The 20951-nt window shown below is 42.3% G+C and carries 21 protein-coding genes; all 21 read right to left on the minus strand.

The genetic code is table 11. The features are described from left to right. Positions 1 to 19 precede the first annotated feature (19 nt). The 21 genes from H5079_RS10190 to H5079_RS10290 all read right to left on the minus strand — a co-directional run bounded on the left by H5079_RS10190 (position 20) and on the right by H5079_RS10290 (position 20941). Positions 20 to 730, minus strand: coding sequence for an RNA polymerase sigma factor FliA (locus H5079_RS10190; RefSeq protein ID WP_182684011.1), 711 nt, complete (start codon positions 728 to 730; stop codon positions 20 to 22). Positions 731 to 756: 26 nt separating this feature from the next. Next, positions 757 to 1617 carry a MinD/ParA family protein gene (locus H5079_RS10195; RefSeq protein ID WP_011327501.1) on the minus strand — a complete coding sequence of 287 codons (861 nt, stop codon included), beginning with the start codon at positions 1615 to 1617 and terminating at the stop codon, positions 757 to 759. Then, entirely contained in the window at positions 1610 to 3100 is a 1491-nt protein-coding gene (gene flhF, locus H5079_RS10200; RefSeq protein ID WP_011327500.1) for a flagellar biosynthesis protein FlhF, read from the minus strand. The genes H5079_RS10195 and flhF overlap by 8 nt, the downstream gene beginning before the upstream one ends. 20 nt (positions 3101 to 3120) lie before the next feature. Continuing rightward, entirely contained in the window at positions 3121 to 5232 is a 2112-nt protein-coding gene (flhA, locus tag H5079_RS10205) for a flagellar biosynthesis protein FlhA (RefSeq protein WP_182684000.1), read from the minus strand. 72 nt (positions 5233 to 5304) lie between these two features. Next, positions 5305 to 6435, minus strand: a complete 1131-nt coding sequence (flhB, locus tag H5079_RS10210; protein WP_011327498.1) for a flagellar biosynthesis protein FlhB — start codon at positions 6433 to 6435, stop codon at positions 5305 to 5307. 9 nt (positions 6436 to 6444) lie between these two features. Next, positions 6445 to 7224 carry a flagellar biosynthetic protein FliR gene (fliR, locus tag H5079_RS10215; protein WP_011327497.1) on the minus strand — a complete coding sequence of 260 codons (780 nt, stop codon included), beginning with the start codon at positions 7222 to 7224 and terminating at the stop codon, positions 6445 to 6447. Between the two features lie 2 nt (positions 7225 to 7226). Beyond that, complete coding sequence (fliQ, locus tag H5079_RS10220; RefSeq protein WP_011327496.1) at positions 7227 to 7496, minus strand: flagellar biosynthesis protein FliQ; 270 nt, start codon at positions 7494 to 7496, stop codon at positions 7227 to 7229. A gap of 41 nt (positions 7497 to 7537) precedes the next feature. Then, positions 7538 to 8278 carry a flagellar type III secretion system pore protein FliP gene (fliP, locus tag H5079_RS10225; protein ID WP_011327495.1) on the minus strand — a complete coding sequence of 247 codons (741 nt, stop codon included), beginning with the start codon at positions 8276 to 8278 and terminating at the stop codon, positions 7538 to 7540. A 4-nt stretch (positions 8279 to 8282) separates the two neighbouring features. Beyond that, entirely contained in the window at positions 8283 to 8666 is a 384-nt protein-coding gene (fliO, locus tag H5079_RS10230) for a flagellar biosynthetic protein FliO (RefSeq protein WP_041454360.1), read from the minus strand. Beyond that, complete coding sequence (gene fliN / locus H5079_RS10235; RefSeq protein WP_011327493.1) at positions 8663 to 9061, minus strand: flagellar motor switch protein FliN; 399 nt, start codon at positions 9059 to 9061, stop codon at positions 8663 to 8665. The genes fliO and fliN overlap by 4 nt, the downstream gene beginning before the upstream one ends. Before the next feature lie 20 nt (positions 9062 to 9081). Continuing rightward, positions 9082 to 10173, minus strand: coding sequence for a flagellar motor switch protein FliM (gene fliM, locus H5079_RS10240; protein WP_011327492.1), 1092 nt, complete (start codon positions 10171 to 10173; stop codon positions 9082 to 9084). Positions 10174 to 10182: 9 nt separating this feature from the next. Beyond that, positions 10183 to 10713: a flagellar basal body-associated protein FliL gene (gene fliL, locus H5079_RS10245; RefSeq protein WP_182684001.1), complete on the minus strand. Its 531-nt coding sequence runs from the start codon at positions 10711 to 10713 to the stop codon at positions 10183 to 10185. A 57-nt stretch (positions 10714 to 10770) separates the two neighbouring features. Further along, entirely contained in the window at positions 10771 to 12351 is a 1581-nt protein-coding gene (locus H5079_RS10250; protein ID WP_182684002.1) for a flagellar hook-length control protein FliK, read from the minus strand. 137 nt (positions 12352 to 12488) lie between these two features. Continuing rightward, positions 12489 to 12938 carry a flagellar export protein FliJ gene (gene fliJ, locus H5079_RS10255; protein ID WP_041454359.1) on the minus strand — a complete coding sequence of 150 codons (450 nt, stop codon included), beginning with the start codon at positions 12936 to 12938 and terminating at the stop codon, positions 12489 to 12491. Then, positions 12938 to 14272, minus strand: a complete 1335-nt coding sequence (fliI, locus tag H5079_RS10260) for a flagellar protein export ATPase FliI (protein ID WP_011327488.1) — start codon at positions 14270 to 14272, stop codon at positions 12938 to 12940. The genes fliJ and fliI overlap by 1 nt, the downstream gene beginning before the upstream one ends. Before the next feature lie 18 nt (positions 14273 to 14290). Further along, positions 14291 to 15106 carry a flagellar assembly protein FliH gene (fliH, locus tag H5079_RS10265; RefSeq protein ID WP_259398059.1) on the minus strand — a complete coding sequence of 272 codons (816 nt, stop codon included), beginning with the start codon at positions 15104 to 15106 and terminating at the stop codon, positions 14291 to 14293. Between the two features lie 3 nt (positions 15107 to 15109). Continuing rightward, entirely contained in the window at positions 15110 to 16150 is a 1041-nt protein-coding gene (gene fliG, locus H5079_RS10270) for a flagellar motor switch protein FliG (protein ID WP_011327486.1), read from the minus strand. Next, positions 16143 to 17858: a flagellar basal-body MS-ring/collar protein FliF gene (gene fliF / locus H5079_RS10275; RefSeq protein WP_182676773.1), complete on the minus strand. Its 1716-nt coding sequence runs from the start codon at positions 17856 to 17858 to the stop codon at positions 16143 to 16145. The genes fliG and fliF overlap by 8 nt, the downstream gene beginning before the upstream one ends. Positions 17859 to 17878: 20 nt before the next feature. Then, a complete protein-coding gene (gene fliE / locus H5079_RS10280) occupies positions 17879 to 18211 on the minus strand; it encodes a flagellar hook-basal body complex protein FliE (RefSeq protein WP_041454357.1) in 333 nt (110 codons plus the stop codon). Positions 18212 to 18371: 160 nt separating this feature from the next. Beyond that, entirely contained in the window at positions 18372 to 19832 is a 1461-nt protein-coding gene (locus tag H5079_RS10285) for a sigma-54 dependent transcriptional regulator (protein WP_182684003.1), read from the minus strand. Next, entirely contained in the window at positions 19829 to 20941 is a 1113-nt protein-coding gene (locus H5079_RS10290) for a PAS domain-containing sensor histidine kinase (RefSeq protein ID WP_182684004.1), read from the minus strand. Before H5079_RS10290 ends, H5079_RS10285 begins: the two co-directional genes overlap by 4 nt. Positions 20942 to 20951: the final 10 nt, after the last annotated feature.

Here is a 20951-nt window from a genome sequence, read left to right on the forward strand (position 1 = left end):
AACCTGTATTTACTTACTTCTAATTTATCCAGTCATTGATTTTTGCTTTTAGCTTAATCATCGCCTGACCATGTATCTGACTTACACGCGACTCACTTACATCGAGTATCTGTCCAATTTCTTTTAAATTCATTTCATCGTTATAGTACAACGAAAGCACCATTGCATCTCGCTCTGGTAGGGATTTAATTGCACTTAATAAAGATTCATTAAACCTTTCATTTTTAACATTATGAAAGGGTTTGTCTAGTGCTAAATCGTGCCCAACAGGTGTTATAACATCCTCATCAATACCTAAATCTTCTATTCCTAAGATTTTACTGGAATTAACATCGGTTAAAATATGATGATATTGCTCTAGTGTAATTTCAAGCTTTTGGGCAACTTCACTGTCTGTAGGTTCACGATTCAGGCTGCTTTCTAATGCTGAAATAGCTTCTATAACCTGGCGGCTTTTACGATGTACTGAGCGAGGAGCCCAGTCTCCACGGCGCATTTCATCAAGCATAGCGCCCCGAATACGAATACCCGCAAAGGTTTCAAAACTAGCGCCTTTAGTGGCATCAAAGTTTTTTGACGCCTCTATTAATCCTATCATTCCTGATTGAATTAAATCATCGAGTTGTACACTAGGGGGTAAACGAGCAATTAAATGACATGCTACTTTTTTTACTAATGAAGCATGCTTTTCAACAATCATATTTAAATTTTGTGTTGATTCATATCCCATAGCTCTATTCACCAATGTAGTCATAGTTAGCCGTTAACGAGTTTCTCAATGAAAAATTCTAAATGACCCGAAGGCTGGTTCGGTATTGGCCACTTTGTTATTCTTGTTGCTAATGTTTTAAAGGCAAGTGCAGCTGGAGAACTAGGAAACAGTTCAACAATTACTTTTTGACGACGTGTTGCTTTGCGCATATTTTCATCATAAGGAACGGTTGCAACCAGCTCCATTGATATATCTAAAAATCGGTCTGTAACCTTTGATAGCTTTGCAAATAACTCTTGCCCTTCGCGTAATGAACGCACCATATTGGCAACAATTTTAAATTTATACACGCCATGTTCGCGGCTTAATACTTTGATCAGTGCATAGGCATCGGTTATTGAAGTAGGCTCGTCACATACCACAACCAAAACATCTTGTGCAGCGCGAGAAAAACTCAGCACCATATCCGATATACCGGCAGCGGTATCAACAACTAATATATCAAAATCAGTATTGAGTTCGCTAAAAGCACGAATAAGCCCAGCATGTTCTGCAGGCGACAACTCAACCATACTTTGTGAACCCGAAGTCGCTGGTACTATTTTTATCCCAGCGGGGCCTTCTACTAGTATTTCATCAAGCTCACATTCGCCAGATAACACATGCGATAAATTACGCTCAACACGTAGTCCAAGCATTACATCACAATTGGCTAAACCCAAATCGGCATCAAGCACTAACACTCTATTGCCTTGCTGACCTAAAGCGATCGCAGTATTTAACGATACATTTGTTTTTCCAACGCCACCTTTACCGCCAGTGACGGCGATAACCTTAACGCCGTTATTATTATTTTTGCTCATTTTACGCAGGCCGCTTGCTTGATCTAATACTGTGTTAATCATACATCTCTACTGTGCTCGACGCCACTGATTGGTGTCGTGAATGTTGTACTTTTGTTCTCTTTAAATATAATTGCTCAGCTTTTTTCACTAGTTTTTCTGCATTTGCAACTCGAATATCTTCAGGTACTCGTTGACCATTAGTAAGATACCCTATTGGCAGGCGATTTTGAATCGCAATACTAATTATCTCGCCTAAACTTAATGATTCGTCGAGTTTAGTGAAAATACAACCGCTTAACTGTACTTTTTTAAAGTGTCTTACGGTTTCTTGTAACACATTTATTTGCGCAGTGGCACTTAATACTAAGTAATTACGAATATCCACACGCTGATTACGCATTAAGGTATTTAACTGCTCAGTTAAACGTAAATCACGTTGGCTCATACCTGCGGTATCTATAAGTACTAAGCGCTTGTTACGTAAATGATATAACACTTCAGCCAGTTCGTTCGCATCTTTAACTTGTTTAACCCCACAGCCAATAATACGGCCATATGTTGCAAGCTGCTCGTAAGCACCAATTCTGTAAGTATCGGTAGTAATTAGCGCTACTTTATCAGCACCATATTTTTGTGCACCTAATGCCGCGAGCTTAGCCACTGTCGTAGTTTTACCCACACCGGTTGGGCCAACTAATGCGTAAACACCACCTTGGCGCAAAATTTCGTTATTCGTGGTTTGCATCTGATCTTCAACCATAGTTAACAGCGCTTTCCAGCCCTGCTGACGCGGAACATCTTCAGGTACAAAACAAGCCATTTGCTCAGCAACTTCTTTATCGATTCCCATGCCTACTAAGCGGTCAATCATGCATGCGCGCGTTGGGTCACGGCGCGCCATATCTTGCTGCATTAAACCCGACACTTGGTGCTCTAATAACTGGCGAATTGCGTTCATTTCTTCACGCATTGTGCTCATTGCTTCACTTTCGGTATTTTTAGTCGTGTGTTTTTGCGCAACTGGCGTGTCTAACTCATCAAAATCACGGTCTAGGTCATCAAAACCTAAGCTGTCAGCTTGCGTTTGTGGGCGTGCTTGCGCAGCTTCTTCACGCGCAAACATATTTGTAGGGCGTTGTTTAGCGACCGGCTCTTGATAATGCTCTGAGGTGTCTATACCTGATTGCGAAAACATTGAAGCCAATTCTGCTGAACGTGGACGCGGCGACTGGCGCTCTAATAATGCTTGTAAGCTGTCGGCTACCTTTGCTTGTGGCTCAGGTCTAGCACGCTGTGGCTCTGGTTTTACAAAGTTATGCATGCTTTGCGAGTGGGCAGAATGTGCCGTACGCTGCTGCAGCGGCGCACTTTGTTGTGGCGCGGCGGCTTTAGGGGCTGCTTTGTCATAATCAACCGCTGCGACAATTTCTACGCCGTTTGCGAGTTTTTTATTAGACATAATAACCGCATCAACACCTAGCTCATCTTTAACTTCTTTAAGTGCTGTGCGCATATCTTTAGCAAAAAAACGTTTAATCTTCATGGTTTAACCCCTTTAAAATCTTATTGTTGGCCTACTGAGCTAACAATCTTGATCTGCCTTTCGTCTGGTATCTCTTGATAAGACATCACTCGCAATCCTGGAATGGTGTACTTAACAAAACGAGATAACACAGTGCGTAACATTCCTGACGTTAACAGTATTGAAGGTTCACCGGCCATTTCTTGATTTTGATGCGCTTCGTTTAATGACACTTGAAGTCGCTCTGCAAGTCCTGGCTCTATTCCGGCACCTTCGTCGCCTGCATTTTGTAATGACTGATGCAACATCTGTTCCAACTCAGGCGCCAAGGTTATGACAGGGATTTCTGAAGACATGCCCACTGCATCTTGAACTATTAATCGACGCAGTGAAATACGTACCGCAGCGGTTAAAACATCTGGGTCTTGGCTACGTGGGCCATACTCTACAAGGGTTTGTACTATTGAGCGCATATCACGAATAGCTACACCTTCGTTTAATAAATTTTGTAAAACTTTAACTATGGTAGTTAATGGCAATACATCAGGCACCAAGCCTTCTACTAACCTTGGGTGACTTTTTGCTAGCATATCTAATAGGTTTTGTACTTCTTCGTGGCCTAATAATAACGCCGCATTATTGGTGAGTAATTGGCTAATATGAGTGGCAACCACAGTCGCCGAATCAACCACGGTATAACCAAGCGATTGCGCTTCATCTTTTTGATCAGGCTTGATCCACACCGCATCTAAACCAAAAGCCGGATCTTTAGTTGCAATCCCTTTTATAGGACCAAATACTTGCCCCGGATTAATTGCCAATTCATCGCCGTGTTTTAGTTCGCCTTCGCCACTTGATACGCCCATTAAGGTAATTCGGTATGCATTTGGGTCTAGTTCTAAGTTATCGCGTATATGTACCGGCGGCACTAAAAAGCCTAATTCTTGAGAGAGCTTTTTACGCACGCCTTTAATACGGTTTAGCAATTCACCACCTTGGGATTGATCAACCAATGGAATAAGTCGGTAACCTACCTCTAAACCAATTACATCAACCTGCTGCACATCGTCCCAGCCTAACTCTTTTTGCTCTTGCTTATTGGCAATGCCTGTACCTACTGCGCTGCCATTAGCGGTTTCCTCAGCAAGTGCTGCTGCCGCTTTTAATTTGTTTTGTTGGGTGTAGTAAGCTAAATAACCTAATAATGCGCCCAAGCTTAAAAACGCTACGTGTGGCATACCAGGTACTAAACCCATAATAATTAAAATGCCTGAAGCAATAAATAACGACTTTTCGTTACCGAGTTGTTTCTTAAATTGATCGCCCATGTTGTGCGACTCATTTTGACGCGTTACAACAATAGCAGTACCAATAGAGAGTAATAATGAGGGAAGTTGTGCAACTAAGCCATCACCTATAGTGAGCAAGGTATAAATTTCCATGGCATTGCCAAAGCTTAAATCGTGTTGGATCATGCCAACAAATAAGCCACCAACAATATTAATAATTAATATAACAATACCGGCAATAGCATCGCCTTTAACAAATTTACTGGCACCATCCATAGAACCATAAAAGTCGGCTTCGCGGGTAACTTCTTCGCGGCGCTCTCGGGCTTGCTCGGCGCTAATAAAGCCCGCATTCATGTCGGCATCAATTGCCATTTGTTTACCCGGCATAGCGTCAAGGGTAAAGCGCGCCGACACTTCAGAAATTCGCCCAGCACCTTTAGTAATTACCACAAAGTTTATGATAATCAAGATTAAAAACACCACTAAACCTACCGCATAGTTACCACCAATAACTACAGAGCCAAAGGCTTCAATTACTTTACCGGCAGAGTCACCACCATTGTGGCCCTCAAGTAATACTACTCGGGTGCTGGCAACGTTAAGTGCCAAACGCATAATAGTGGCGATTAGTAACACAGCCGGAAACATACCAAATTCAAGTGGTTTCATGGTGTATACAGTTACCAGTAACACCACCAAAGCAAGGGCAATATTAAAAGAAAATAATATATCAAGCAGGAACGGAGGAAGAGGTAAAATGACCATACCCAGCGCAGCAAGTACCATTAATGGTGTACCTACGCCTTTGGCATACTCTTTTTTATCTTTGTTAAGTTGTTGTAATACCGCTTTAAATCCCATAACCCTACAATTTCAAAAAATTGACACTACTGTGAAATTGCAATAACTATTCCAAGTTATAGGTTATTTAAATTAATACTGATAATCGTCAGGAATAGGCAGTTTTTTATTAAGTTTGGTGGGGCGTTTTCCGCGCCCTTTATTAAAGCGCTTAAGCTGAAACACATAAGCTAATACTTGCGCAACTGCGGTAAATAATTGATCCGGGATTTGCTCCCCCACTTCTGCAGTATGATAAAGTGCTCGAGTAAGCGACGGCGACTCTAAAATAGGCACTTCATTACCAATCGCTATTTTACGAATTTGCATTGCCATTTCATCAATTCCTTTGGCAACTACTATAGGTGCTCCGGCGCGTTCGGTGTCGTACTTTAAAGCCACTGAGTAATGGGTAGGGTTAGTTACAATAACATCGGCATCGGGCACATCTTGCATCATACGTTTTTGCGACATTTGCCGCTGGGTTTGCCTTATGCGCGCTTTTATTTGTGGGTCACCCTCTGAGTTTTTATACTCGTCTTTTACTTCTTGAAGGGTCATTTTAAGTTGTTTATTGTGGTTATAGCTTTGAAACGGCGCATCAATCGCAGCAATAATAATTAAGGTACAAGACAAGCCTAAAAACATCCAAGCCAATATTTCTAAGGCATGAATAATATTACCTGGGGCGCTTTCTACACTTAAGTGCAGTATCTCATCAAAAAAGGTATTAATTAAAAACACTGCAAAACTGGCAACTAAACCAAACTTTAACAGCGATTTTAACAGCTCCACCCCAGCTTGCGGGCCAAACATACGTTTAAAGCCTTTAGCAGGTGACATTTTACTGGCTTTAGGTGCAGCAGCTTGCCAACTAAAATTAAAGCCACCTAGCATGGTGTTACCAATAAAAGCAGCTAATACAATAATTAATACAAACATTGCCATAGGAAACATCAGCGCATCGGCCACTTCGCCCCATACAGCAAACATTTTGGTGGTGTCGTAGGTTTCGTTACGGTTTAGGCTAAGCATTCTACCCATTACGTTATACAAACCTTTACCAATTTCGGGGCCGTACATGAGCAACGAAATAGCCGAAAAAATAAGCACAAACATAGTACCCAACTCTTTGGATCGCGCTATTTGACCTTTCTTTTTGGCATCCTCTACTTTTTTGGATGTGGGTTCTTCGGTTTTTTCTTGTCCAGAATCTTCAGACACAATAACCTCCTAAGGCGAGCAGCCCACTAATGAGCACATTAACTCGACCATTTTTAGCCACTGAAACTCAAACTGCGATACAAAGTTACCTAAGGTCGCCCAAATAATGATAAGCCCTGCAACTAAAGTAAACGGAAAACCAATAGAAAAAATATTTAGCTGTGGCGCGGCGCGGGTCATAATGCCAAACGACATATTAATTACCAGCATAGCGGTAAGCGGTGCCAGTGATAGTACCAGCGCTGTAGTAAACATCCAGCCGCCCCAAGTTACTATGTCCCAGTAATGATCCACCGACCACCAATTACCATCAATTGGCAGCACTTCAAAGCTGTGTACCACCATTTGAATCATCATTAAGTGACCATTAAATACAAAAAATAATAAGGTCGCTAAAATAAGGTAAAACTGCCCTACTGCAGGCACACTTAAACCATTGGAGGGGTCAACCACAGAGGCAAAACCAAGACCCGTTTGCATAGCCAGTATTTGCCCAGCTAACACAAAGGTATTTAACAATAAGGTAGATGCAAAGCCAATCGCAATGCCTATTAGCATTTGCTGAATAACCACTAAAATCATTTCAAACGAAAACAAATTAGTAAAGGTAGCAGGCGGCAGCATAGGCACAGCAACAAAAGTAACAACAATTGCTAAGCCCATTTTTATACGTGTGGGTACGTTTTTAGCGCCAAGGCCAGCCATTACCATAATCATTGAGCTAATACGCACTAATGGCAGTAAAAAGTCACTCAACCATTGAATAACGACAGCAAACGGTAATTCCATACTTAGCCTGCAATTTCAGGAATAAGTAATACTAGGCGGGTAAAAAAGTCCATTAACTCTTGGGTAAACCAGTGGCCGCCAACAATAAGCGCACTTATAGTAATTAGTAAGCGTGGTAAAAAACTCAAAGTTTGCTCGTTAATTGAAGTTGCAGCCTGAAACACGGCAACCACTAAACCCACAATTAAGCCCGGCACTACAATAGCAGAAACCAATTTAATTACTAAAAACAGCGCGCTACTTAAAATATCAACAAATACTTCTGGTTCCACGGCGTACTCCTAGTGCGTAATTAGCTTAGTGTTAAGTAAGGTCATGTGCCTAAACCAAAGCTTTTTGCCAAGGTTCCCATCACTAAACTCCAGCCATCAACCAACACAAACAGCATTATTTTAAACGGTAAAGACACTATCATTGGCGATAGCATCATCATACCCATGGCCATTAATACCGACGCCACCACTAAATCCACGATTAAAAAAGGAATAAAAAACATAAAACCAATAATAAAAGCAGTTTGCAGCTCACTGGTTACAAACGCCGGAATAAGTACAATTAAAGGAGTGGCTTCTGGCGAGTCTAACTGATCGTATCCCGCTATTTTGGCAAAGGTTTCTAAATCTTTAATACGCACTTGCGACAGCATAAAGGCTTTCATTGGCTCTTTTGCCAGCTCCAATGCTTCCATTGAAGTGACTTGCTCGCTTAGATAGGGCTCTATAGCGCGTTCGTTCACTTGCTGATAAATAGGCGCCATAATAAAAATACTTAAAAATAACGACATGCCTAGCAATACTTGATTTGAGGGGGTTTGTTGTAAACCTATGGCTTGGCGCAAAATAGCCAGCACTACAATTATACGGGTAAACGAGGTCATCATGATTATAGCCGCTGGAATAAAGCTCAGCGCGGTCATAATCGCCAATACTTGCAGCGTTACCGAGTAGTCTTGGGTGCCATCTGCATTTGTGGTAATGGTTAGTGCGTCTATTCCTTCTGCACTTACATTTGGTACAAACAGCATGACAAAAATAAGAAGCAGCCATTTAGTCATAATTTTAATTCTTTTTATTTTGATTTGCTTGTGGGTTTAAAAGCTTACTAAAGCGTTTTGCTAATTCTGGTAGCTCTTTTTCACTCAAAGGTGTATCTAATTTATGTAAATAGTTAATGCTGTGCGGGGTAACCCCTAATAAATGTTGTGCGTTATCTATTTCTACCACCATTAAACGCTCACGCGAGCCCAGTGGTAAACTACGCACTACTTTAAACTCATCACTATTTGCTAAATTTGGATTAAACTTTTTCACAAAAAATGCCAGTACTATAATTAGCACCAGCACCATAACAAGCGATAACACCATAGAGAGAATATCGCCTGTGGGTGTTACCTGCTCTGCTTTTGTAAATACCGAGCTGGTTAAAGCAACAACCATACTCATCGTAATTTTTTGATCCGTTCTACTTGGCTAATTACGTCGGTTAAACGAATACCAAACTTATCGTTTACTACCACCACTTCGCCATGGGCAATTAAAGTACCATTAACCAGTACATCTAACGGCTCACCTGCAACACGGTCAAGCTCTACCACCGAGCCTTGGTTTAATTGTAATAAGTTACGAATATTAATTTTAGAGCGTCCTACTTCCATAGAAATAGTCACAGGTATATCTAAAATTGTATCGAGCTTGCGCTTTTCATCGCCACTGATCTCGTGTTTTGCATCGCTTAATTCATCGAGTTCAGTTACTTTTGCTTGGCCACTGTCATCAGTGCCCTCAGCTTCGGCTAAAGCTGCTGCCCATTCATCCATAGTGTCTTGATCATCGCTCATACGTTTAACCTTTTAATCAATTACCAGTCTAAGTCTACACCGTCAGAGAGGTGTAAATCATCTTCTAGTTCTGCTAATTCTGCATCTGAATCAATTTTCTTGCCGCCTTTGGTAAATACATGCAGCTCAGATTTAACTGAATCAGGTCGTTTAATTTTTTCACTAATTTGCAGCGCAACACTATCGCGTGAGCGGCCCATTTTAGCTCTAAATGTCGGTAATTCTTCAACAAATACAGTTATATGCTCAGGCATTTCTACCGGAATAATATCACCTGCTTTGAGTTCCATTATTTGTTTTAGCGTTAAATCCACTTCCAATAACTGAGTAGATAGCTCAACCTCTACGTCCATTATTTCATCGCGTAGTGCCTTACTCCAACGTAAATCGGTGTCTTCGGTATCCGATTGCACACCCGCGTCAAGCAGCTCTCTAATTGGCTCCAGCATAGAATAAGGCAGAGCAATATGAAAGTCTCCTCCACCGCCATCCAATTCAATATGAAAAGAGCTAATAACCACCACTTCGGTTGGGCTTACAATGTTAGCCATAGCAGGGTTTACTTCAGAATCTAAGTATTCAAACGATACATCCATTACCGGTGCCCATGCTTCTTTATAATCTTCAAAGATTATTTTTAGTAACATTTGCACAATGCGTCGCTCTGTAGGGGTAAATTCACGCCCTTCAATTTTTGCATGGTAGCGGCCATCACCACCAAAAAAGTTATCAACCAAAATAAACACTAAACGTGCTTCCATGGTTATAAGGCCGGTGCCTTTTAAAGGTCTAAAACGCACCATATTTAAACTAGTTGGCACAAACAAAGTATGCACATACTCGCCAAACTTAATCATTTGTACGCCATTTATAGACACCTCAGCGGTGCGGCGCATCATGTTAAATAGGCTAATTCGCATATGACGAGCAAAGCGTTCATTAACAATTTCCAGTGTCGGCATTCGCCCACGTACGATCCGATCTTGCGAAGAAAAGTCATACTGAAGCGTATTGCCTTCACCGTCTTCACCTTCGGGTATATCTTCCTCGTCAACGTCATCAACACCATGCAATAACGCATCAATTTCGTCTTGGGATAATAAATCGCTCACGCTAGCCCCTTATTGCATCACAAAGCCGGTAAATAATACCCGCTCAATTACTTTACTGCCTTCAACGTCCATTAAGCTAGCTTGTACTTTTTCTAGTGCTGCAAAGCGTAAGTTTTCTTTACCTACACTGGTGCTTAGTTCGTCAGCCGTGGTCATAGAAAATATACTTAATAATGTACTTTCTATTAGTGGAATATGCTTTTTAGCGGTTTCTTCGTTTGATTCGCCGCGCACTAATAATTCCACTTTAATTTGCACAATTCTATCGCGACTAGAGCCCGGTATGTTAAATACAAAAGGTCTTGGCATTGCAACATAAAGTGCGCTGCCTATTTTGGCCGATGAACCTGTAGAAGAGCTAGCTTGCTGTGCTGTAGCGGCTTCATCATTTAACGTTTCCGCTGGCGTGTCTGAGCCCGAAAGCAAAAAATAACCAACAACAGCTGCAACAATAACAAGCAATACAGCTGCAATAATTACTATGATTTTCTTTTTGCTGTTACCTGTTTCTTCTATTTCTAAATTAGTCTCTTCAGCCATGATATTTCCTTTATTAGCAAAGGTACTTGCTTGTTTTAGCTATTATAATAGCAGTACTTAGGCATAGTAATCTATTGATGATGACGTTTGTTGTCGAGAACTTGGCATTTGTGTATTAATTTGCTCATCGTTTTCATCAGTAGTCAATTCATTATTAGCTAAACGACGACTATCGTTGTCATCATTTTGCTCTGCTCCTTGCCCTCCAGGCTCACCATAAGAAATAGTACTTTCGCCTAAATCTATGCCTTGTTGGGCAAGCATTTCGCGTAAGCGCGGAAGCGATTGTTCAAGCGCTTCTTTAGCTTGCTGGTTTTGTACTACAAAGTTTATTTGTGCTTGCTCTGCATCGCTTCTGATGCGAATTTGCATACTGCCCATTTCTGGTGGGTCGAGACGAATTTCTGCTACTTTATTATTTATGCTAAGCATAGAGCTCACTCGCTCTTGCAACATTTTTGCCGCGTCACTTTTTATAATATTAAGCGCTTGCATAACACCTGGGTCCAAGCTTGCTTGTTTAACTTGCGCTGTGCTTTGTAATTGCCCAGCCTGCAACGCTTGCATATCAATTATAGTTTGCTCATACCCTACACTATCGTATAGGCCTAAACCATTTACCGTACTGGTAATTTGCGTCAATAATTGTGCTGCTCGGGGTGATAACTGTTCAGTGTTATTTTTTTGCAATGACTCTAACGATTTAGTGAGTTCTTTATCGCTAAGCGCATTTAATGCTGTTTTATCATCTGCAGATATTAATACTTTTTTATCAATCGATGCGCTTAGCTCTGCAATTGTTTGCTTAATACTTGCTAGCTGCTCACCTTGTGGCTGCTCATTTTTAATATAGCTATTTAACTGGCTCAGTAGCGCTTGTTTTTCTGGGGTGGTTAATGCATTTATTTGAGAATTTAAAGCCTGTTTAGCCGTGTCTGCTGCGCTTGCTTTATCACTTTCAACAACATATTGAGTAAGCATTTGCTTTAACGTTGCGAGGTTGTCGTTGCTATTGGGTTTGCTACTTGCCTGCAGCTGAGTAGTTAATTGCTCATGCTGCTCGGGTGTAAGTTTAGCAAGTAACGGATCTGATTTAATTGCTTCGCTATCTTTGCTTAGCAAGTTCATTACTGCGGCATCTACCGATTGTTTTTGCGCTGTTGCATCGCCTTTATTATTTGCCGTAGCCATACTTTGAGATAAGGGCATTAACTTTTCATTTGCCGCTTCAGCGCTTGCTGCAACATCGCTAAACACACCTTTTTGCGGTGCAATTACAATAGGGGCAAGCTGATCATCAGGCTTCCCTTTTAATTGCTTAGCGTCTTCATCTAAAGCCTCGGCTTTAGCATCAGCGTTCTTTTTAACTGAGGTGTCTATAGTGTGCGCAGCGTTTATTTGCGCCAACATACTATCGCCCGAAACAGCATCGTCTTGTGTTTCAGGCTGCTCAGCCTTAGCATTGCTAGCGCCTGCTTTAGCTTTGCTGTTATTATTGTAAGCCGCTTTATTGGCATCTTCTAACTGATAAAAAAAACCAGTATCAGAGTCATCATTACGTCTTGAGTTACTCGTTTGTTTATTAGAGTAAGCGTCTTGCTCAGATACCGCTAACATTGAAATATCATTAATCGTCATAAATCACCTAATATAAAGCGGCAACAAACCACCCAATAATACCTAAAATTATAGTTCACTTAACAACAAAGCAATTAACGTGCCTTTGTTTATAAGGTACAAGCTTTTGTTAAAGCGGTTAAAGTACTCGCTACTTACTAAAGTCGATTGTTGTGTCGTTGAAAAAACTGATTAGCCGAAAATTCATCCAACATTTTTTGCTCATTTTTAGCCACTAGCACATCGGCCTTTAACTGTTGCTTTTCAATTAGTTTAGCGACTGCTTTAGCCTTAATTTGCTGCTTTAACCACAGGGTTTTACGCTGGCTAACCACTTGTTTTGCAGTGTTTACTGTATTGGCTTGCTGGCGAATTGCTTCTTCTATTTTAGCAATAAATGCATGAAACTGACTAAACCCAGCACTTGATAAGCCCGACTGCCCTTTAATGTGTAATTGCTGGGTGTATTCCAATCTAAAGTTATTTAAACCTTGGAGTTTTTGCTGGTTTGCCTGCAAATTTTGATTCGCCTGCAAATAGCTCATCCGCAGCGTTTCTTCTTTATCGTTTTCAATCTTTAGTAATAAATGCAGTTTGTTTTTAGCCATTATGCTTGCCCTAATAACTGCGCTAGCCCTTGCAGGCCGTCGTCGTAACTAATTACATCACGCATGCCTTGCTGTAAAAAGGCATTTACTCTTGGCATCATATTTATGGCTTGATCAAGCATTTGATCTGTCCCTTTTTGATACGCACCTAAGGTGATCATGTCTTTATTTTGCTGGTACATAGAATATACCTGCTTAAGCACTCGCGCTTGTTGCATATGCGTCTCAGATACCACTTGCGGCATTACTCGTGAAATAGATTTTTCTATATCAATTGCCGGATAATGACCGCTGTCGGCCAGTTCCCGCGAAAGTACAATATGGCCGTCGAGTATAGCGCGCGCCGCATCGGCAATGGGGTCTTGCATATCATCGCCTTCACTTAGTACGGTAAAAAAGGCAGTAATAGAGCCTTGCCCTTCTCCGCCGTTACCGGCACGTTCCACCAGCGCTGGCAGTTTTGCAAACACCGAAGGCGGGTAGCCTTTAGTCGCCGGTGGCTCGCCTACTGCAAGTGCTATTTCACGCTGCGCCATGGCATAACGCGTTACCGAATCGAGCAATAACAAAACGTTTAATCCCTGATCGCGAAAGTACTCTGCAATTGTTACCGCACTTTCGCAGCCTTTTAAACGCATTAATGGTGAAGAATCTGCCGGTGCTGCTACAACCACCGAGCGTTTACGCCCCTCAACACCAAGTATTTCTTCAATAAATTCTTTTACTTCGCGGCCACGCTCGCCCACCAGTCCCACCACAATAACATCGGCTTCACTACCACGAGTCATCATACCAAGCAGTACCGACTTACCTACACCCGAGCCTGCAAACAAGCCCATTCGCTGGCCTTGTCCTACTGTTATTACTGAATTTATAGCACGCACGCCTACATCCATAGGCTGGCTTATAGGTCGTCTTGAAAGAGGGTTTATCGGTTTTTGGGCAAACTTAAGATAGTGCTCGGCATTAATTTTACCTAAACCATCAAGAGGACGACCTAAGCCATCAACTACGCGGCCCAGCAAACTCATGCCTACAGGTAAACCTGTGTCGTTAAGTTGGGGGATCACCCGAGCACCAGGGAGCACCCCCGATATATGATCGTTTGGCATTAAATATAAAGTTTGGTCGTTAAAACCAACTATTTCGGCATCAACAAAGCCGTTCATAGTTTCTATTTTACATTGGCTACCTACAGGCGCACGTAAGCCTTTAGCCTCAAGGGTAAGGCCAACTACTCGCGTTAAAATACCCGCTACAGCAAGTGTTGGCGGTTTAATATGCTGTTTGTATTGAGATAAGCGTTCGCTTAATGAAACATCTAAAGCAGACATAACAGACCAATTAAATAGTTAGATACTACTGCTATGCAAAAAACTATCCAATGTTTCTTTGACACGCGTTTTAAGTGTCATATCAAGCGATGATTGCGCCGTTTTAACTTCGCAGCCGCCTCGCTCTAACGTTGGCTCTGCAATCAACTGCCAGTTATTATCTGTCACTGTTTGCTCGCCATAACTTTGCTTTATTAGCTCTAAATCTTCGGGGTGTAAATGAATGCGTACTTTTTCTTGCTCGGTATTAAGCGCATCAATACTGTGTTTAAGGGTGTGTAAAATAACATCAGGAGAGGTTTTTACTTCTTGATAAATAATGGCTTCTGCAAGCATAACGGCTAATTGCACTAATTGCTTTTCAGCTTGCTCATCTACTTTACTTAGCGGCGCGGTTAACCCCTCTAAAATACTACGTAGGCCAGTTAACTGCTCTTCTATTAGTGGTTTTACATCTTCTTGGCCTTGGGTTTTTCCCAGCACTAGGCCCTCTTTGTAGCCAGCTTCTTTACCTTCGGTAACACCTTTATCAAAACCATCTATGTAACCTTGCTCGTGCCCTTGTTTTACACCTTCTTCAAACGCATCTTGTCTAATGCGCTCAAGTTCGGCCATAGTAAGCGCAGGTAACTCAGGTTCTTGCGGCTCTTCAATTAGCGACTCTTCAGCCATTTCTTTTCGATACAACTCAGCAAGCGGTGTACCAAAGGCAGTAGAGCGATTACCAAAGCTTTTTTCATCGGGTGCTACATCAGGAACATCCCAGTGCTTTAATAGTTCATCGGCTTCATCTGCGTGCAGTGGACGCCCTTTGTGCATTGACGATTTAGTCATGGTTTATAAAAACTCCTCGCCGCCGCCGCCGCCAAGCTGTATTTCACCCGAGTCAGACAATCGACGCGCCGTAGAGAGTATTTCTTTTTGCGCTGCTTCTACTTCACTAATACGCACCGGCGCCATTGCCTCTAAGTCATCGGCAAGCATTTCGGCAGCACGTTTAGACATATTACCGAGTATTTTTTCTTTAAGCGCATCGTCTGTGCCTTTAATCGCTTTCATTAGTACGTCTTGTTGTACTTCGCGTAAAATTGCTTGAATACCACGGTCGTCTACGTCCATTAAGTTTTCAAACACAAACATAAGATCTTGAATTTGTTGCGACATTTCTTCGTCATGCTCACGAATAGAGTCCATTAACTGCCCTTCTACGTTGGTATCTAGGTAGTTCATAATATCGGCAGCCGCTTTTAAGCCGCCCATTTTCGCAGCTTGCGCACCCGCTTGGCCAGCAAACTGTTTTTCCATAATTTCGTTAAGCTCTTGCAAGGCAGCTGGCTGCACTTCTTCAAGGTTAGCAATACGCATGGTTAAATCCAGGCGCACTTTATCAGGAAACTGCGCCAGTATTTCGGCAGATTGCTCAGGCTCTAAATAAGATAATACAATGGTTTGAATTTGCGGATGCTCATTACGAATAATGTTAGCTACTTGCTTCGAGTCCATCCACTTTAACGAATCCAGCCCTTTAGCGCCCGATCCCATTACTATTTGGTCAATTAAGCTGGCGGCTTTATCTTCACCTAATGCAGCGGTAAGTGCTTTTTTAATAAAGTCTTCTGATTGAAAACCAATTGTACTAAAGCTTTGAATTTGCTCTATAAATAAATTATGTACTGCGCTTATTTTAGCTTGCGATAGATCCTGCAAACCGGCCATCGCCATACCCACTTTTTGTACCTGTTTGGGCTCTAAGTGTTTGAGTATTTGCGCTGCATCTTCTTCAGATAAACTTAATAGCAGTATGGCCGCTTTATCTACGCCATCTAGCTTATCAACATCGAAAGCTGCTGGGAGTTGTTTTTGGTTTTGATCAGTCATCTTCGGTTAACCACGCTTTCACTACTTGTGATGATAGTTCTGGTTCATTAGCTACAAGGGCACGTACGGCTTTAAGTAAGTCTTCGTCACCATGTAAATCGGGTAGCTGCAGTGTACCATCGCTTGAGAAGCCAACTGAAGCAGAATCAAAGTCTTTATTTAGCATATCTAAGCTATTATCGCCAATATCAACCCCTGAGCTAAGTGCATCTTCATCGTACTCATCAAGCGTGCTGTCTGGGTAAATTAAGCGTTTTAGCATAGGTTTAACTACAGCCATAATCAACACAATAATAACCAATGCAGCCAGTACTAAGCGTACTATTTTCATAAACCAGTCTTGTTCCCATAAAGGTACTTCAAAACTCATATCTACGGCTTCTCGTACAAAGGGAACTGTTACTACTTCTAGGGCATCGCCGCGCTGTATATCAAAGCCAACACCACCTTGTAATAAACGTCGAATATTTGACAGTGCCTCAACCGAGCGCGGGGTCATGGTGGTTTCACCGTTTTCGCCCACTGTTGGCAAATAATCAACCGCCACCGACACGCTAATTCTGCGAATCGTGCCGCTTTGTTGGCGCTTATGCGAAATAGTAGTATCGAGCTCATAGTTACGCGTGGCTTCTTTGTGCGTACGACTCGGTGAAGTAGCACTTCCTGCGCCGCCTTGGCCTGCCACTTCTGGAATATCTGAATTTACCGGAGGCTGATTACTTAACGCGCCAGGAATACCCACAGCTAAGCCGCCTATGTTGTTTTCCTCAAACGTGGTTTCGCTTCTTACCGCTGGTAGGTCTGGGTTATAACGTTTTTGCGTTTCTTCTAATGAGCTAAAGTCCATGCTCAAATCAACTTGCGCAGTGTAATTACTCAAACCAACAATAGGGATTAAAATGCTATCAATTTTTTCTAGGTATTCTTGCTCGCGCTTACGCTCTAGGTCGTACTCTTTACGAGAACGCGCAGAAAGTGAGCTTTGTGAGCCCGAATTTAATAAACGGCCATTTTGATCGGTAACCGTTACGCGTGCAGGCTCAAGCCCTTGCACTGCTGAGGCTATCATATCCACCACAGAGTCTACTTCTTCGCTGTTAAGTGAGCGGCCGCGTTTAAGCGTAAGCACCACAGTTGCTGAAGGCTTTTTCTCTCTGCGGGCAAATACGTTTTCTTTTGGAATAGCTAACAGCACCTTGGCGCGAGTGATGTTATTAAGCTCTTCTATAGTGCGGGCAAGTTGCTGCTCTCGGCCATGCTTTAGGCGCTCGCGCTCTAAGCGTTGGCTTACACCAAAGCCCATGTCTTGCATTATTATGTCTGAGCCAGAAGTAGGTCCTTGATCCAAACCTTCGCGAGTCATTAGTAATTTTATATTTTGGTATTCGCTTTCATCAACCGACACTACATTGCCATCTAGTTGATAATCTATTTTTTGCGCATCTAAAAAATCAAGCGTTTGAATTAGCTCTTCGGTGGGCATTTTACCTAATGGGCGCATATCTGGCTGACGTGCCCAAATAATCACAAAAATGGCAATTGCCAAACAAATCGCCAGTGCAATAATAAGGGTAACTTGACGCAATACATCAACACCGCTTAACGCACTTAAATAGCCCGACTTTTGTTCTTGTTGATCGTCACTATCGCTTTGCTCAATACCGCCACTAGCAAGTGCAAGATCTGTAGATTGATTAGATTGCGCCACAATTATTCTCCACTACCTGATTAAACAGGCATATTCATGATTTCTTTGTAAGCTTCAACAAGTTTATTACGCACTTGTACGGTCGCTTCAAATGCAACAGAAGACTTTTGCGAAGCAATCATTGCCTCAGCAAGCGATACGCTTCTGTCGCCCATTTCAACCGCTTTTACTTTTTGACCTGTGTCTTGCTGTAACTCATGCACAGTATTGAGCGCATTGCTAAGCATATCGCCAAATTGTGCTGATGACGTAGACTGAACTTGCGTAGGCAATTTATTGATTTGATTATTACGGCCCGCTTCTAAGGCCATTGATTGCATTTCTTGAAATACAGCGCTATTTTGAATTTTCATTATTTGTCTCTAACAATGCAGTTAACTCTTAAGGTTAATAAAGCACAAAACGTGCCACATAAATAAAGCTTTAAATACATGGTGTTACAGTTGGTTTTTACTTAGTCAGAGTTTTGACAGCCCTAAATTCAAGGTGTTGAGTTTAGGGCTTTTTTGAAGGTTATGCAGGAAGTGAAATACCTAAGTCGCGCATTTGCGCTAGTTTATAACGTAAAGTTCGCGGGCTAATACCCAAGGTTTCTGCTACGTCTTTACGCTTGCCTTGGCAACGCGCAAGTGTTTCTAAAATAATTCGATGCTCTTTATCTTTAAGCTCATCTTTATAACTGCCTGTATCTTGAGCGAGTAAATCTGATTTTTGCTCATTCGGTGTTTGATCATCAAGCTTTTCATCACCCGACTTTTCGTCATTAATAATGGCTGTTGTTTTACTATCGTAATAGGCGCTAGTTAACGCACTTTCACTAATTGCTGGCTCTACTACAAAGTTGCTTGGTGCTAAGTTTTCAATAAAAATAGCTTGCTCACTTATGCTGTTGCCACTGCGCAGTATAAGCGCACGCTGAATTACGTTATCAAGCTCACGCACATTACCTGGCCATGTATGGCTAAGGAGCTTTTGTTCAGCTTGCTTATCTAAAATAGCCAGCGGCTGCTTAGCTTTAATTAAATGGCGTTCAATTAAGTGCTTCGCCAACACAATTATATCGCCAGGGCGCTCGCACAATGGCCGCCACATTAACGGAAAAACGTTAAGGCGATAATATAAATCTTCCCTAAACTGATTATTCGCTACCGCTTGTTTTAAATCGCGATTACTGGTTGCGAGTATGCGTACATCCAGCGCAATGGTTTTACGACTCCCTAAGCGCTCAACTTCGCGCTCTTGTAATACACGCAGTAGTTTAACTTGTAAGCCCAAATCCATTTCGGTAATTTCATCTAGTAAAATAGTACCGCCCTGTGCTTGCTCAAACTTACCTGGGCATGCCTGAATCGCGCCAGTAAAAGCGCCTTTTTCGTAGCCAAATAACGTGGCTTCGAGCATATTTTCAGGAATCGCCGCACAGTTAATAGCCACAAAGGGCTTTGCAGCACGCGCTGATTTATCATGAATAAACCGCGCTAATACTTCTTTACCCGAGCCACTTGGCCCCAGCACCATAACACTGGCGTCTGATTTAGCTACCCTACTTGCAAGCTCCAGCAATTGAATACTCGTTGGGTCGGCAACAATAGGGCCGTCGGTTTCTTTGGGTTTTTCGGGTAAATAGCGGCTCACCATATTTAATAGCACCTCGGGTGCAAATGGTTTGGCCATATAATCAATCGCGCCTAAGCGCATTGCCTCTACCGCATCGTCAATAGTTGCGTAAGCGGTCATCATTAAGACCGGTAAATCGGGGTAATTTAATTTAATACTGCGCAGCAAATCTAGGCCGCTCATAGCGCCCATTTGCACATCGCTCACCACTAACGAAAAGGATTCTTTTTTTAGTAGTAACATCGCCTGCTCTGCACTATCGGCAGCAACGCATTCAATACCCGACATTTCTAGGGTATCTATTAATGCTTCGCGAAGCCCTGCGTCGTCCTCTACAACTAAAATAGTATTACTCATAACGATTCCTCTAATTTAGATGCTGCGCTAATTGGCAATAGCAAGTTAAAACAAGCGCCGCCATGTACATTATTAGTCACCTCTATACGCCCTTGGTGCGCATTAGCAACAGAGCTAACAACCGCCAACCCTAAGCCTGTGCCTTGGCTGCTAGTGGTAAAAAATGGTTCAAACAGTTTATCTACCTGCTGTAGGTCAACACCTGGGCCATTATCACTCACGCTAATGCGTACAAAATCTGGGGTTTGCAAATCGCGCATTGCACTTACTTGCACTTGTGCCCCAGAGCCTATAATTTGAATACTGTTATGAATCAGGTTTTGAATCGCACTGGCAAGCGCGGTTTTATTCCCTAAAATCGCAATGTCGGGCTCAGGTAAGCTTACATCAAGCTCACTGTTATTAAGCGTTATCATGGCATCTGCACCGGTTTTTACTTCGCTTAATAATTGCTGCATAGACACCTGCTCAACCACATGCTGATCGCCACTTTTGGCAAATAGCAGCATGTCGTTTACTTGGTTTTCTAAATCTTTTAAGCGCGACATTAATTTAGTTTGAAAGTTATCGCGCGACGCTTCGGGTAAGCGTTTTGAACCTAAATTAGCAGCATAAAGCATAGCCGCCGACAGCGGCGTACGTACTTGGTGCGCCAAAGATGCCACCATTTTACCCAGCGCACTTAAACGCTGCATATGTGCAACCCGCTTTTGTAAGCGGCGGGTTTCGCTCAAGTCTGTCATTAAAATAAGTTGCCCAGGCTCTGGGGCAAGTGCGGTAATATCAAGTTTTATTAAGCGCCCGTCTTTTAAAGACACTTCGTGACCATCATCTTGCTGAGGCCGAAAAGAGCGCTGAATAACACTAAACCACTTTTCGCCTTCTAGCGGCTCGCCAAGCATATCAATCGCAATTTGATTCGCTTTCGCTATCATGCCTTTACCATCAAGCACAATTACTCCTGCGGGCATAGTATCTACTAAATGCGAAAGCCAACTAGCCTGTTTACGCAGATCGCTTAACTCCCCTATATACTCCTCTTGAAGTAAACATGGGTTATACTGATTTGCAGAAATAAACTGTGGTTTTAACACACTAGCAAGTGCCATAATCAAATCT

This window comes from Pseudoalteromonas sp. SG44-5, from assembly GCF_014164175.1.
GTDB classification, from domain to species: domain Bacteria; phylum Pseudomonadota; class Gammaproteobacteria; order Enterobacterales; family Alteromonadaceae; genus Pseudoalteromonas; species Pseudoalteromonas nigrifaciens.

Coding starts and splice junctions, on each gene's coding strand:
- H5079_RS10190 (WP_182684011.1), bottom strand. CDS start 730: ATGGGATATGAATCAACACAAAATTTAAATATGATTGTTGAAAAGCAT.
- H5079_RS10195 (WP_011327501.1), bottom strand. CDS start 1,617: ATGATTAACACAGTATTAGATCAAGCAAGCGGCCTGCGTAAAATGAGC.
- flhF (WP_011327500.1), bottom strand. CDS start 3,100: ATGAAGATTAAACGTTTTTTTGCTAAAGATATGCGCACAGCACTTAAA.
- flhA (WP_182684000.1), bottom strand. CDS start 5,232: ATGGGATTTAAAGCGGTATTACAACAACTTAACAAAGATAAAAAAGAG.
- fliR (WP_011327497.1), bottom strand. CDS start 7,224: ATGGAATTACCGTTTGCTGTCGTTATTCAATGGTTGAGTGACTTTTTA.
- fliP (WP_011327495.1), bottom strand. CDS start 8,278: ATGACTAAATGGCTGCTTCTTATTTTTGTCATGCTGTTTGTACCAAAT.
- fliO (WP_041454360.1), bottom strand. CDS start 8,666: ATGAGTATGGTTGTTGCTTTAACCAGCTCGGTATTTACAAAAGCAGAG.
- fliN (WP_011327493.1), bottom strand. CDS start 9,061: ATGAGCGATGATCAAGACACTATGGATGAATGGGCAGCAGCTTTAGCC.
- fliL (WP_182684001.1), bottom strand. CDS start 10,713: ATGGCTGAAGAGACTAATTTAGAAATAGAAGAAACAGGTAACAGCAAA.
- H5079_RS10250 (WP_182684002.1), bottom strand. CDS start 12,351: ATGACGATTAATGATATTTCAATGTTAGCGGTATCTGAGCAAGACGCT.
- fliJ (WP_041454359.1), bottom strand. CDS start 12,938: ATGGCTAAAAACAAACTGCATTTATTACTAAAGATTGAAAACGATAAA.
- fliI (WP_011327488.1), bottom strand. CDS start 14,272: ATGTCTGCTTTAGATGTTTCATTAAGCGAACGCTTATCTCAATACAAA.
- fliH (WP_259398059.1), bottom strand. CDS start 15,106: ATGACTAAATCGTCAATGCACAAAGGGCGTCCACTGCACGCAGATGAA.
- fliG (WP_011327486.1), bottom strand. CDS start 16,150: ATGACTGATCAAAACCAAAAACAACTCCCAGCAGCTTTCGATGTTGAT.
- fliE (WP_041454357.1), bottom strand. CDS start 18,211: ATGAAAATTCAAAATAGCGCTGTATTTCAAGAAATGCAATCAATGGCC.
- H5079_RS10285 (WP_182684003.1), bottom strand. CDS start 19,832: ATGAGTAATACTATTTTAGTTGTAGAGGACGACGCAGGGCTTCGCGAA.
- H5079_RS10290 (WP_182684004.1), bottom strand. CDS start 20,941: ATGGCACTTGCTAGTGTGTTAAAACCACAGTTTATTTCTGCAAATCAG.